This window comes from Sphingobium fontiphilum (genome assembly GCF_014196635.1).
Lineage (GTDB): Bacteria > Pseudomonadota > Alphaproteobacteria > Sphingomonadales > Sphingomonadaceae > Sphingobium > Sphingobium fontiphilum.
The window spans coordinates 125,001-138,274 of record NZ_JACIEB010000005.1; the positions used below are offsets into that span (position 1 = coordinate 125,001).

The following is a 13,274-nucleotide window of genomic DNA, read 5'->3' on the forward strand; positions in this document are numbered from 1 at the left end:
ATCTCCGCCATCGGCGCGATCTTGATGCCGCTGTCTTTCCTGATCGGGATTCAGTTCGGCGCGATCGGCCTCGCCTGGGCGTGGCTCGGCGCCTTTCCGCTGCTCACCCTGGCGACGGCGCGCCTGGCTGGCGCACCCATGGGTCTTGGCCTGCTGGACCTCGTTCGTGCAGCCGCGCCGGGCATCATTTGCTCGGTGCTGATGTCGTTCGGCGTGATGGCGCTCGATTCGCAGCTTCCGCCCCTGCCCGCCCCGGTCCGGCTAGGCGTTCTGGTGCCGGCGGGCGGCCTGTTCTTTCTGGCCGCGCTGATGATCGTGGCGCGCGAATCGCTGGCGGAACTGTTCCGTCTGGTGATTCGGCGCGCCCCGCCGGAGCAGGCGCCCGCCTGATCGGCCCGCGCCCGCCTTTTCAGACGCTCTGGATGTAGGTGCGCAGCGATTCAGCTTCCGATTCGATGCGTTCGATCCGGTATTTCACCAGATCGCCGATCGAAACGAGGCCGACCAGCCTTTCGTCAACGACCACCGGCAGATGGCGGATGCGGCGCTTCGTCATCATCGAAAGGCCGTGCAGCACCGGCGTTTCGGGCGAAATCGTGATGGCAGGCGCGGTCATCAGAGCGCTGACCGGACGATCCAGCACAGCGGCCCCTTCGCTCGCCACGCGATAGACAAGGTCGCGTTCCGAAAAAATGCCGACCACCCGATCATTATCGACCACTGGCACGCAACCGATGCGCCGTTCCGCCAGCAGGCGGACGACCGAATGAACGCTTTCATGGGCGTGGACATGGACAACCTCGTCGCCCTTGCCTTTCAAAATCTCAGCTATGGTCATGGGCATCCTCCTTTGGATTTTGTGGACATTTTGTCTCTGTCCTTGATGATCCCACTTTCGCACCCCAAAGAAAAGAGATGACTCGCAAATTTGCCCTCGACGATCCGCAGATTGCGGCGACCGCCTGGCGGCGCTTCCGCCGGCTGATGGGATGGATGGCGCTGGGCGGCACGGTCTGCGTCGGCGCGGCCTTGCTGGCGCTTTGGATATGGGCGGGGCCGCTGCCCATCCACATGATCATCGCGACGACTCTGGGCGTCTGGCTGACCTTCATGCTGGGCACCGGATTGATGGCGCTCGCCTTCCTGTCGGCGGGCACGGGACATGATGAGCAGGTAATGGACCGGCTGAAAGAAGAGGTGCCGCTTGACGATTGATAACGTGAAGGGGCGGGAGCCCATCTTGCGGGTCGTGCCGCAACCGCGCGACATCAATGCCAACGGTCACATCTTCGGCGGCTGGATATTGAGCCAGATGGACATTGCCAGCGGCATCGTCGCCCAGCGGGAGGCGCGGGGCGCGGTGGCGACGGTCGCTGTCGACCGCATGGAGTTTATCGCGCCGATGCTGCTGCAGGATCTGGTGTCGGTTTACGCCTGGGTCGAACGGCGCGGGCGCACGTCGCTGGCCATTCGAATCGCCGTCATCGCGACTCGCGGCGTGGATGAGGAAAAGATACCGCTGACCGAGGGTCTCTTCACTTTCGTTGCGCTGGACGAGAATCACCGGCCCCGGCCGCTTCCCGAAAAATAGGGTTCAGGGCCGCAATTTCCGGCTAAAACTGTAAGCGGCCGTGCCGTTGGCCGGGACGTCGAGCCGCAATATCCAGTTGTTGCCGCGCCGTTCCATCCCTTCGGGCTCCGGGGTGATGTCCGGAAGCAATGTGATTTCCGCGACAACCGGGAAGGGGCGGGCGTTGCTGACCTCAATGCTCCAGTCGGCCCGCTTGTCTGATTGAACGATTCGACGCGAGGTGATCTGCACGTCGTTGCTTTGGCCGATGTCATAATCGACGCGCTCGCCCACCGCCTTGTCGCCGATATCGGCTTCTCCGACATAGAGGCGCGCGTCGCCAACCCGTTCGAACACAGCCGCGCTGCCCGATGGCAGCGGCAGGCCGAGCCCGTCCTCCTTCCGGTTCTGCACCCGCAGGCGGATCGTCATCGGCCGCGAGCCGTCGCCATCATCGAGGCGATCGGCATAGAGCGTCTCCACCTTCACCCCGGACTGGCTGAGCAAGGTCACCTGTTTCTGCGCCTGCGCCGATATGTTGACGCGCACCGGCACGCGATAGAATTTGAGATCGCCCAGATCCTCCTGCACCGCCATCACCGGAGGCGGCGGCGGGGGTGGCGGAGGTGGTGCCATGGCATAGGCGCGCGACCTCCGTTGCGCCGTGACGATGATTTCCTGCGCGCCATCCGCCATCATCGGCTCGGGCAGATTGGGCGGCACCAGCCCCCAGGCCGGATGGGTGCTGGTGATGTCCATCGGCCAGCAACTCAGATGCAGCGGCTTGATCTCCGCGCGCGTGTCGAAAGCGCGCGGCGCGCGATGGGGCTGCCCGGCGATGACATTGAGCTGCGCGTCGGGAAAGCCCGTCACCCCGCCATTGGCGACCGTCAGCCAGGCCATCAGGTCCATCCGCCCCGGATCGCTGCCCCGGTCGGCCACATAGTTGGCGGACCAGTCGAATCCTTCGGCCAGATAAGTGAGTTCCACCCGCGCCTTGCGCGCCCGGTCGCTGCGGATGATGGCCGACAATGTCGGGCGCGGCGACAGGTCGACCGGCACTTCCTTATACAGCATCCGTTCGGGCAGGCCGCTGCACCCCAGCGCCTCATAACCCTGCGCGGTCTGGACGATGACGCCGCCGGTCGGCCCGGCGCTGATGATCGCGTCCTGCTGCGTCACCTTGCCGGTCGCGCGATCGGTGCGGCGCAGGGTGACGCTGCGTTTCAGATAGGCGTCGACCAGCCCGCCAGGCGACAGCAGCCGGGCGTCGCGATTCTTTTCCCGCACCCCGCCGGGCATGCCGGAGAGGACGGCGGTTTCGGGCAACAGTCCCTCGGCCACGCCTTCAAACCGCACCACCGATTCGCCCTGCGGCAGGTAGACCGTTCGGATTTCATGGATCAGCGCATAGCCCTGCGGCCAGTTCCGGTTGATCGGCCCCTTGCCGCGCCATGGCGCGCGATAGACGGTGACCGACACCGAATCGATCTTTTCCGATCGCACGGTTCCGCCCCGCGCCGGGGCCGCCAGCCCCGCCGCCAGCATCAGGATAAGAAGGATCAGCCGCCGCACGTTCGCGCCCGCGCGATCAGTAACGCGATTCAAATGTGACGATCAGGTCGGTCGATCCGTTGGCGGCCACCGGCACGCTCCATTCCATCCGGTCGGCCGACACCCGCTTGCCCTCCAGGCTTTGCGCCAGCACACGGACATCGCCCCACAGCCCGTCCTGCGCCAGGTCGACGCTCACCGTTTCGGGCCGGGCGTTGGTGATGGTGTAGCGCATGCGCGTTTCCCAGCGCGAACCACCCTTCTTCGTGCGCTGCTCGACGGTAGCCCGCACCTTCACGTCAAAGGCGTCGCCCGTCCGCAGCGCCATGGACGACCCCATGGGCGTATGATCGATCCGGTTTTCACCGATGAACTGGGGGTCGCCGCGCGCATCGCGCATATAGACGCGGATGGTGCCTGCGGGCAGTTGATCGCCCAGGCCGCCATTTTTCGAGGTGGAGAATTTGAGCACGCTCGCCGCGCTCATCGGATCATTGGAACTCGCCAGCCAGCCATTTACATATTCATAGGTCGCGCGCGCGGGCGCGCCCTTCACGTCGAGGAAGCTAACCTGTTTCTGCTGCGCGTTGGCGATGGTCGTGCGGTCAGGCAGGGGATAGAGATAATAGTCGCCCAACCGCTCGCGCGGGCCGCTCTCCGTTCCCGCCGCGTCCATCGCCCCGCTGGGGAATTGCCAGCTTGTGCGCCCGCCGCCGCGCGCGGGATTGCCCGCGACCAGCAAGGTGCGGGCATCGGCGAATGTCGTGCCGGTGTTGTTGGTCAGCGTGACCCAGCCCTGCATGTCCATCGCGCCCTTCGCCGCGTCGAACAGCGCGACATAATCTGCGGTCCACCCCATGTTCGGCGTCAGATAGGAAAGGCGCGCGGGCACCGGGCCGCCGCGCGCGGCGTTGACCGTCACCGACAATGTGGGGCGCGCGCGCAAATTGGGCGGCACCCGGTCGAACACGACGCGCACGGGCAGGCCATCGTCGCGCAGCACCTCGATACGCTCGCCGATCTGCATGACGATGCCGCCATTGGCGGCCAATATTCGCGCGCGCTCCCGCGTTTCAGCGCCGGTCGCGGGATTGGTGCGGATCAGGGTGACATCCTGCCCGACCGCCTTGTCCATCAGCTTGTCGGGCGACAGCAGGTCATAATCGAAATTCTGTTCGACGATCGACAGGCCGGGGCCGGACAGAGTGACCGTTTCGGGCCGAATCTGCGCCGACACATCGGGAAATTCGATACGGCTCGTCCCGGCCGGGACGGAAAGGGGCCGGACATCCTCCACCATCGACAGGCCGTTATTATAGATGGTGACGGCGACCGCGCCCTGCGCTGATCCGCCTGTCTGGGCGACGGCGATACCGGACGACGGGGCCAAGGCAGCCACAACCCACAGAAAAGCGCGCTTCATCGGTCGTCCTCTCATCATCATCGTCCGACACTTCTTGTGGCGCAGCATTGTGATGTTGAAAAGACATGAAAAAAGGGGCGCTCCACAAAGAAGGCCCCCTTTTCATTCCATGGCGTCCAATCACTTGGCCCGCCTGCGCCTTCATTCGGCGGCTTCGGTGGCCTCGCTTGCCGCCGCGCGGGGACGACGGGTGCGCTTGCGCGGCGCAGGTTCGGCTTCCACCTCATCCTTTTCCGCGCGGGCGATGGAAGGCGGCAGCACGGCGAGGTCAAGGCCGGTCGCTTCGCCGTCGTCAGTGCTTACCGACGCGGCGGCCTTGCGCGGGCGACCACGACGCGGGCGGGGAGCTTCCTCAGCATGCGGCGCGGGTTCGGCGGGCACCTGCGCGTTTACCGGCGCGTCATCGGCCTGCTCCTCCGCCGCAACCGGACGGTCCTGTTGCCGGTCGGGACGCTGGCGATCATTGCGGTCGCTCCGTTCCCGGCGGTCCTGCCGATCCTGGCGGTCGCCACGGTCCTGACGGAGACGATTGCCACGATCCTCGCCACGATCCTGACGCTCGACGCGGTTGTCGCGGCCCTCATCGCCCTGATCGTCCATGACATCGAAATCGTCGGCATCATCGTCGAAATTGTCGCCGGCCGGGCGATAGCGCTGCTGCTGTTCTTCCTGCCGGGCGCGATTGTCGGCCAGCACGCGGAAATAATGGTCAGCGAACTGCAGATAATATTCGGCGTTCACCCGGTCGCCCGCCATCTGGGCATCGCGCGCCATATTCTTGTATTTTTCCAGAAGCTGCGCGGCGTTGCCCCGGGCGCGGTTGTCGATCCGGTTGCCATTGTCGCCACCGCCCCGGCCAGTATTGTTGGGGCGTCCGTTGTTCCGGCCGCGATTGCGGCGGCCGGCCTGCCTGTTGTTGATCAAGACGTCGTCCTTGTCTTCACTGAAGCCCTGTTCACTGGAACATCATGTTCAGTCGTCTTCCCCAAACACGGCCATATCGGCCGCGTGCACGGCTCCGCCGGTCAGGTTGGCGGCGACAAGCGCACCAACCATGCCCATTGCTGCCAGAGGCGCCGGACAGCAGCGCCGTCATGACTTTCAGGAGCTTGAAACAATGGTTCTTACAGGCGGCGGCCAAAGCAACCCTTCACGCGCGAAACCATTGTTCAATTCTCATTTAGACGCTTGCGCCCCATAAACCAAGCGATTTTCGCTTGCACGCGGAAAAGCCGCACCAAAGTTCACGCCGGGTCCGCCGCCAGCCGCGCGATCAGGCAGCGCACATGCCCGCCAAGGTCGCGGCGCATGGCGACCGACAGGCCCTGCGCCGCCAGCAGGGCGCCAACGCTCTCGCTCTGGTCATAACCGATCTCTATCGCGGCCATGCCGCCGGGCGTCAGCAGGCGGGGCAGGGCAGGGGCGATGCGGCGATAATTGTCGAGCCCGTCCGCCCCGGCGAACAGCGCGCCATGGGGTTCATGGTCGATCACATCGCGGGCCAGGACCGCGTCCGCGACGATATAGGGCGGGTTGGCGAGGATCAGGTCGAACCGCTCCTCTATCCCCGCCGCCCAGTCGCCGGTCCGCATGTCGGCGCGATCCGCCATGCCCAGCGCCACAGCATTGGCGCGCGCGACACCCAGCGCCGCGTCCGACATGTCGACGCCGATGCCGGTCGCGACGGGCCACTGGTCGAGCGCCGCGAGCAGCAATGCGCCCGACCCCACACCCAAATCCAATATGCGCGACGGCCCGGCCGTGCCCGCGAAATGATCGACCGCCGCCTCGATCAGCGTTTCGCTGTCGGGGCGCGGGATCAGCACGGCGGGGGTGACCGCCAGGGTGATCGTCCAGAAATCGCGGCTACCGGTGATATAGGCCAGCGGCTCCCCGCCCGCGCGCCGCTCCACCAGCGCGGCGAAACCATCGGGCGGATCAAGATCGCGCTGGCGCATCAGCATGTCGGCCCGGCCGATGCCCAGCGCATGGGCCATCAGCAGTTCAGCGTCCAGCCGCGCCGTATCGCTGCCGCCCGACAACCGCGCGGCGGCTTCGCGCAGCAGATCAGGGATGTTCACCCCACCCCGTCCAGTTGCGCCAGACGCGCGGCTTCATCCTCGGCCACCAGCGCGTCGATGACTTCGGCGAGGCCCGGCCCTTCCAATATTTCGGGCAGGCGGTGGAGGGTCAGGTTGATGCGGTGGTCGGTCACGCGCCCTTGCGGGAAATTATAGGTTCGGATGCGTTCGGACCGGTCGCCCGATCCCACCATGGCCCGCCTCGCGCCCGCCTGTTCGCTGTGGGCGCGTTCGCGCTCCGCCTCATAGAGGCGCGCGCGCAGCACCTGCATCGCCTTCGCCTTGTTCTTGTGCTGCGAGCGTTCGTCCTGCTGCGTCACCACGATGCCGCTGGGCAAATGGGTGATGCGCACCGCGCTGTCGGTGGTGTTGACATGCTGCCCGCCCGCGCCCGAGGCGCGGTAGATGTCGATCTTGAGGTCGGAGTCGGCGATCTGGACATCGACTTCCTCCGGTTCGGGCAGCACCGCGACGGTCGCGGCGCTGGTGTGGATTCGCCCGCCGCTTTCGGTGACGGGCACGCGCTGCACCCGGTGGACGCCGCTTTCGAACTTCAGCTTCGCGAACACGCCCACGCCGTTGATGCTGGCGACGATTTCCTTGTAGCCGCCCTGTTCCGACGCATTGGCGGAGATCAGCTCCATCTTCCAGCCCTGGGCGTCGGCATAGCGTTGATACATGCGGAACAGGTCGCCCGCGAACAGGGCCGCTTCGTCGCCGCCGGTCCCCGCGCGGATTTCCAGCATGGCGGGCCGGGCATCGGCAGCGTCGCGGGGCAGCAATTGCAGCGCCAGCGCCCGCTCTGCGGCGGGAAGCTGGGCTTTGAGGAGCTGCATCTCCTCCTGCGCCATGGCGCGCATGGCGGCGTCGGCATCGGGATCATCGCCCCCGGCCATGGTCTCCAGCGCCATCAGCTCCTGCCGCAAGCGCCGCACTTCATGCGCGGCGCGGGCGACCGGTTCGATTTCCGCATATTCCTTCGACAGCCGTACAAACGCATCGGGGGCAAGGTCGGCGCGCGTCATCGACGCCTGCACCTCATCCTTGCGCGCCTCGATCTGCGCGATGCGTTCGGCGGAAATGTGCATTAGAACTTTCTGACCAGCGTAAACTCGCGCGTTTCAGCATTCTCAGTCCACGAAAATGCAGAGTCTAAGGCTGTACGCAGCCTTTTGCGAACGGGCGGCGCTCCTGCTTTCAAATCCCGCAACCTTATGACAGCGAACGCCTCGGTGTCAGCAGAGCTAATCGTCAGACCGCGATATGCTGAACTTCGCTTTGCCTTGTCGTAACGCTTCTTGGACGAACCGCTAAACGCCATATCGCATCGAAGGCCTGCCCGCCTCAGAACCGACTGAATAAATATGGCTGCGTGCACATCCTCGTCGGAGTCTGGTAGCATGACCAACTCCGTGGCCTCTATCTCCAGAACCTCCACCAGCATCGCCAGCCGCTCGATCCCCGCCGCCCAGCCGACAGCGGGCGTGCTCGGCCCGCCCAGATTCTCGATCAGGCCATCATAGCGCCCGCCGCCCAGCACCGTGCCCTGCGCGCCAAGCCGATCGGTCACGAATTCGAACGCGGTGTGGCGATAATAGTCGAGGCCGCGCACCAGCCGGGGGTTGCGTTCCCACGCGACGCCCGCCGCGTCGAGGCCCGCCGTCACCTTCTCGAAAAAGCCGCGCGCCTCGTCAGTCAGATAGGCGTCGATGTCCGGCGCGCTGTCGGCGACCGGGCGGTCGCGCGGGTCTTTGCTGTCCAATATGCGCAGCGGGTTGCGCGCCAGCCGGTCAACGCTTTCCTCCGACAACTGGTCGCGATGGCCCATGAAATGGGCGACCAGCGCCGCGCGCCAGGCTTCGCGGCTTTCCGCGTCGCCCAGCGTATTGAGCGTCAGGGTCACGCCTTCGCTGATGCCCAGTTCCTTCAGCAACTGGTCGGCCATCACCAGCAATTCCACGTCCGCGCCCGGCTCGGCCGCGCCGATGATTTCGGCGTCGAGCTGGTGGAACTGGCGGAACCGGCCCTTTTGCGGCCGTTCATAGCGGAACAGCGGGCCGTGGGTCGCGACCTTCAGCGGCGCATATTGCTGCCAGCCTTCGGTGATATAGGCGCGGCTGATCCCGGCGGTGAATTCGGGGCGCAGGGTGATGCTGTCGCCGCCGCGATCCGTAAACGTGTACATTTCCTTCGACACGACGTCGGTGCTTTCACCCAGCGACCGGGCGAACACCGCCGTCTGTTCGAACACAGGCACTTCCACCCGTTGGAAACCGTAGAGGCGGCGCACCCGGTCGAATGTCGCGACGACATGGGCGAAGCGTTCCGCAAAGGCTTCAGGCGTGCCGCCCAGCATATCCTGTGTGCCGCGCACCGGCCGCGGCGTTTCGATTTTTGCCATGGGACAGCGCCTTTAGCGGCAATTCCACCTTAAGGAAACGCGCTTTTTGGTCGGGGTCCAAGGGGGGTGGACGGGCGCGATCCGCGCCGCCATCTTATGACGCATATGGCCGTCCGGCCGACACCGTCTTTCGGAGAAACAGCCCATGATCCGCAGCCTTGCTGCCGCCCTTATCCTTTCGACCGCCATCGCCGGCCCGCTCGCCGCGCAGGAGGCGATCCGGTCGAAGCCGACCGCCCTGCCAGTGAACGACGCCACCCCCGCGCCGAAGGACGCGCCCTATCCGGGCGGCACCATCCGGCTGGAGGTCGACGCAACCGACATGGTGCAGCGCATCCTGCGCGTGAAGGAAACCATCCCCGTGGCGCAAGCCGGGCCGATGACCCTGCTGATGCCGCAATGGCTGCCGGGCAATCATGCGCCGCGCGGGCAGATCGAAAAGCTCGCTGGCCTCACCATCACCGCCGACGGCAAGCCGGTCAGCTGGGTCCGCGATCCGTTGAACGTCTATGCCTTCAACATCGACGTGCCGCAGGGCGCGACCAGCATCGTCGCCCAGTTCCAGTTCCTGTCCGCCACCCAGCCCAATCAGGGTCGCGTGGTGGTGACGCCCAAGATGCTGAACATCCAGTGGGAATCGGTCTCGCTTTATCCGGCCGGCTATTACACCCGGCAGATCCCCGTCCAGGCGACCGTCAAATATCCCGCCGGTTGGCAGGCGGCGACAGCGCTGCGCGGCGCCCGCACCGGCGACAGCGTCGCCTATGAGGTCATCGATTATGAAGCGTTGCAGGACTCGCCCGTCTTTGCCGGCGCCCATTTCAAGGCGGTGGACCTGGGCGGCAACGTAACGCTGAACATCGTGGCGGACGATGCCGACGAACTGGATTTCAAGCCCGACCAGATGGCGAAGCACAGGAAGCTGGTGGCCGAAGCGGGCAAGCTGTTTGCCGCCTATCATTTCGACCATTATGATTTCCTGCTCGCCATCACCGACGAAATGGGCGGTATTGGCCTGGAACATCATCGGTCTTCCGAAAATCAGGTGGAGCCGGGCTATTTCAAAAGCTGGGACAAGGGCGATGCGCTGCTCGACCGCAACCTTCTTCCGCATGAATTCACCCATAGCTGGGACGGCAAGTTCCGCCGCCCGAACCTTTTGTGGACGCCCGATTTCCGCACGCCGATGCAGGACAATCTGCTGTGGGTCTATGAAGGGCAGACGCAATTCTGGGGCTATGTGCTGGGCGCGCGGTCGGGCCTGTTCACCAAACAGGAGACGCTGGACGCCTATGCGCATATCGCCGCGCGGCTCGACACCGCCAAGGGCCGCGAATGGCGGCCGCTGGAGGACACCACCCATGATCCCATCATTTCCGCCCGCCGGCCCAAGGGTTGGACCAGCTGGCAGCGGTCGGAGGATTATTATAACGAAGGGCTGATGATGTGGCTGGAGGCCGACGCCATCATCGGCAAGGCGACGCGCGGCACGAAAGGCCTCGACGATTTCGCCAGGGCCTTCTTCGGCATCAAGCCGGGCGACTGGGGCCAGGTGACCTATGATCGCAAGGAACTGATCGACACGCTGAACGGCGTCGCTCCCTACGACTGGGCGGGCTTCTTCCACAAATATGTCGACACGCCGACGCGCGAAACGCCCAAGGGCGGCTTGACCCTGGGCGGATACAGCCTGGTCTATCGCGAAGAACCCGGCGCCATCACCAAGGCGGCCGAAGGCGCACAGAAGATGGTCGACCAGAGTTTCGGCGTCGGCCTGATCGTCAAGAATGACGGCGAGATCAGCAGCGTGATCTGGGACAGCGCAGCGTTCAAGGCGGGGCTGGCCACGGGCACGAAGATCATCGCGGTGAATAGAGACGAATATTCGGGCGACGTGCTCAAGGCCGCGATCACCGCGGCGAAAGATCCCGCCAGGCCGGTTCAGCTCATCCTAAAGCAGGACAAATATTACCGCACTTTGACCCTCGATTATTCGGGTGGGCTGCGCTATCCGCGCCTCGAAAAGACAGGAGAGGGCGAAGGCAGCCTGGACCGGTTGCTGAAACCGAGAACATGAACCACCCGCGCAACAACGCATTTTAAAGGGCCCATCCATGAACATCGAACTGATCCCGGTCGGCGACGATCCGCCCAACAGCCTGAACGTCATCATCGAAGTGCCGGTCGGCGGCGAGCCGGTGAAATATGAATTCGACAAGGCGTCGGGCGCCCTGTTCGTGGACCGCATCCTGCACACGCCGATGCGCTATCCGGCGAACTATGGCTTTGTGCCGCACACGCTGTCGCCCGATGGCGATCCGCTGGACGCGCTGGTCATCGCCCGGTCGCCCTTCGTGCCCGGTTCGGTCGTGCGCGCCCGCCCGATCGCGGTGCTCAATCTGGAAGACGAAGCGGGCGGCGACGAAAAGCTGGTCTGCGTGCCCGACAACAAGACCTTCCCCTATTATTCCGATGTGGACGAGAAGGACGACCTGCCCGGCATCGTGATGGAGCAGATCGAACATTTCTTCACCCACTATAAGGATCTGGAAAAGACCAAGTGGGTGCGCATCGGCACCTGGGGCGGGGCGGAAGACGCCAAGCGCATCACGATGGAAGCCATCGACCGCTACAAGGCGGGAAAGAAGGCGGCGTAAGGCGCGCTTTGCAGAACAGGGAAAAAGGGCCGTCCGGTTGGTTCCGGGCGGCCTTTTTTTCATCCTCAGATCAATCGGTCGGCCTCCAGCGCCAGCGCCAGCGGATCGCGCGCGCGCGGCCGCCGCACATGCAGGCGCGCGTCGGCCTCCGCCAGTCGCTCGACCGCGCCGGTCAGCATCGCTTCGGAAAGTGTGAAAGGCAGGCGCAGGAAGCGTTCGAACGCGCCGTTGACGCCGAATCGCGGCCCCGGCGCGATGCGCACGCCATGGCTTTCGGCCAGCGCCGCCAGCGCCGTCGCCTCCGGCCGGGGCAGTTGCGCCCATAGCGACAGGCCGCCGACGGGCGCCTCCACCCGCCAATGGGGCAGTTGCCGCTCCAGTTCCGCCATCAGGTGATCGCGCCGGTTGCGCAGCATCAGCGCCCGGTCGCCCAGCCCCACGCCGTCCATCATCAGCCGAGCGACGACCAGCTGGTCGAGCACGGGGCTCGCCATATCCAGCGTGGTGCGAATGCGGCCCAGCGCGGCGATGGTCTGCGGATCGGCGCGAATCCAGCCGACGCGCAATCCGCCCCAATAGATTTTACTGGCCGATCCCAGTGTGATGACATTGCGCCCCTGTGGATCGTGCACGGCGACGGGCGGCGGAGCGACGCCCTCCAGCCCCATCGCGACCATGGTTTCGTCGACGATCAGCGGTGTGTGGTTGCGCTGCGACGCCGCGACCAGTGCGCGCCGCGTCGCCGGATCCATGCAGCGCCCGGTGGGATTGTGGAAATCGGCGATGACATAGGCAAAGCGCGGCGAGGTCTGGCGGAACGCCGCCTCCATCGCGTCGACATCCCATCCCCGCACCGGCAGACCCACGGGCACCGGCACGACATGGGCGCGCTGCAAAGCCAGTATCGCATTATGATAGGTCGGATGGTCGATCACCGCCCGGTCGCCCGGCCCGGCCAGCAGCCGCAGCAGCAACGAAAAGCCATGCTGCGCCCCGTTGGTCACCATGACCTGATTCGGCCCGGTCGGGCATCCCCGGCGGGTGAAATGGTCGGCCACCGCCTGACGCAGCGGCATCAGGCCCAGCGGCTCATAGCCAATGTCGCCGAACCAGCCGGGCAGTTCCGCCAGCGCCGCCTGATAGGCGCCGCCGACCGCGTCCGCCGCGGGCAGCGCGGCATGGGTCCAGTTCAGCACATTGTCGCCGACCGGTCCGTCCGGCTCGGTCGCATCGGGGCGCGTGCCGCCGGGGGGCATGCGGGTGACGCTGCCCGATCCCTGGCGGCTTTCCAGATAGCCTTCATCGCGAAGCCGGTCGAAGGCGGCGGCGATGGTGGTGCGGCTGAGCCCCAGCGCGGCGGCCAGTTCCCGTTCGCCGGGCAGCCGGACGTTGAGCGCGATCCGCCCGTCGAGCACCAGCATCCGCAGCGCCTGCGCCAGCTGGCGATAGGCGGGTTCGCCGCTGTCGGCGGCGCGCCATGCGCCGAGCAGGCGGATGAGCGAAGGCGGGCGCAGGGCAGAGGTGGTGGACATGGCGGCATTCCCGATCTTGGGTGGCTGTGCAGTCCACTTATCGAAGCTGCAGGCCC

The 13,274-nt window shown here is 65.5% G+C and carries 13 protein-coding genes (1 of these 13 only partly in view); 5 read left to right on the forward strand and 8 right to left on the reverse strand.

Annotated elements, in window-relative coordinates; all coding sequences use genetic code 11:
- Nucleotides 1-390, forward strand: partial view of a lipopolysaccharide biosynthesis protein gene (locus GGR44_RS11425; RefSeq protein WP_183955715.1) — the final stretch only. The gene continues 1,098 nt to the left of window position 1, outside the view; only the last 390 of its 1,488 coding nucleotides appear in the window; the start codon falls outside the window, past its left edge; its stop codon occupies nucleotides 388-390.
- Nucleotides 391-409: 19 nt separating this feature from the next.
- Here the strand turns inward: GGR44_RS11425 and GGR44_RS11430 are convergent, their stop codons facing one another.
- Nucleotides 410-838, reverse strand: coding sequence for a CBS domain-containing protein (locus tag GGR44_RS11430; RefSeq protein WP_183955716.1), 429 nt, complete (start codon nucleotides 836-838; stop codon nucleotides 410-412).
- Nucleotides 839-915: 77 nt separating this feature from the next.
- Between GGR44_RS11430 and GGR44_RS11435 the strand changes: the two genes are divergently transcribed.
- The gene (locus tag GGR44_RS11435; RefSeq protein WP_183955717.1) at nucleotides 916-1,215 is read left to right on the forward strand and encodes a hypothetical protein; all 300 of its coding nucleotides are present in this window, start codon (nucleotides 916-918) and stop codon (nucleotides 1,213-1,215) included.
- Nucleotides 1,205-1,591 carry an acyl-CoA thioesterase gene (locus GGR44_RS11440; protein WP_183955718.1) on the forward strand — a complete coding sequence of 129 codons (387 nt, stop codon included), beginning with the start codon at nucleotides 1,205-1,207 and terminating at the stop codon, nucleotides 1,589-1,591. The genes GGR44_RS11435 and GGR44_RS11440 overlap by 11 nt, the downstream gene beginning before the upstream one ends.
- A gap of 3 nt (nucleotides 1,592-1,594) precedes the next feature.
- On the opposite strand, the gene GGR44_RS11445 is transcribed toward GGR44_RS11440, so the two are convergent.
- The 6 genes from GGR44_RS11445 to hisS all read right to left on the reverse strand — a co-directional run bounded on the left by GGR44_RS11445 (nucleotide 1,595) and on the right by hisS (nucleotide 9,029).
- Nucleotides 1,595-3,118, reverse strand: coding sequence for a DUF4139 domain-containing protein (locus GGR44_RS11445; protein ID WP_221214363.1), 1,524 nt, complete (start codon nucleotides 3,116-3,118; stop codon nucleotides 1,595-1,597).
- Nucleotides 3,119-3,161: 43 nt separating this feature from the next.
- Nucleotides 3,162-4,547 (reverse strand): DUF4139 domain-containing protein, encoded by a 1,386-nt coding sequence (locus GGR44_RS11450; RefSeq protein ID WP_183955719.1) that lies wholly within the window; start codon nucleotides 4,545-4,547, stop codon nucleotides 3,162-3,164.
- 141 nt (nucleotides 4,548-4,688) lie between these two features.
- Entirely contained in the window at nucleotides 4,689-5,471 is a 783-nt protein-coding gene (locus GGR44_RS11455; RefSeq protein ID WP_183955720.1) for a DUF4167 domain-containing protein, read from the reverse strand.
- A gap of 320 nt (nucleotides 5,472-5,791) precedes the next feature.
- Nucleotides 5,792-6,622, reverse strand: coding sequence for a peptide chain release factor N(5)-glutamine methyltransferase (prmC, locus tag GGR44_RS11460; protein WP_425511319.1), 831 nt, complete (start codon nucleotides 6,620-6,622; stop codon nucleotides 5,792-5,794).
- 2 nt (nucleotides 6,623-6,624) lie between these two features.
- On the reverse strand, nucleotides 6,625-7,716 hold the full coding sequence (gene prfA / locus GGR44_RS11465) for a peptide chain release factor 1 (RefSeq protein WP_183955722.1): 1,092 nt from the start codon (nucleotides 7,714-7,716) through the stop codon (nucleotides 6,625-6,627).
- Nucleotides 7,716-9,029, reverse strand: coding sequence for a histidine--tRNA ligase (hisS, locus tag GGR44_RS11470; protein ID WP_183955723.1), 1,314 nt, complete (start codon nucleotides 9,027-9,029; stop codon nucleotides 7,716-7,718). The genes prfA and hisS overlap by 1 nt, the downstream gene beginning before the upstream one ends.
- A gap of 145 nt (nucleotides 9,030-9,174) precedes the next feature.
- Here hisS and GGR44_RS11475 point away from each other — a divergent pair, with 145 nt between their 5' ends.
- Nucleotides 9,175-11,106, forward strand: coding sequence for a M61 family metallopeptidase (locus GGR44_RS11475; RefSeq protein ID WP_183955724.1), 1,932 nt, complete (start codon nucleotides 9,175-9,177; stop codon nucleotides 11,104-11,106).
- 37 nt (nucleotides 11,107-11,143) lie between these two features.
- Nucleotides 11,144-11,686 carry an inorganic diphosphatase gene (gene ppa / locus GGR44_RS11480; protein ID WP_183955725.1) on the forward strand — a complete coding sequence of 181 codons (543 nt, stop codon included), beginning with the start codon at nucleotides 11,144-11,146 and terminating at the stop codon, nucleotides 11,684-11,686.
- A 65-nt stretch (nucleotides 11,687-11,751) separates the two neighbouring features.
- On the opposite strand, the gene yczR is transcribed toward ppa, so the two are convergent.
- Entirely contained in the window at nucleotides 11,752-13,218 is a 1,467-nt protein-coding gene (gene yczR, locus GGR44_RS11485; protein WP_183955726.1) for a MocR-like transcription factor YczR, read from the reverse strand.
- Nucleotides 13,219-13,274: the final 56 nt, after the last annotated feature.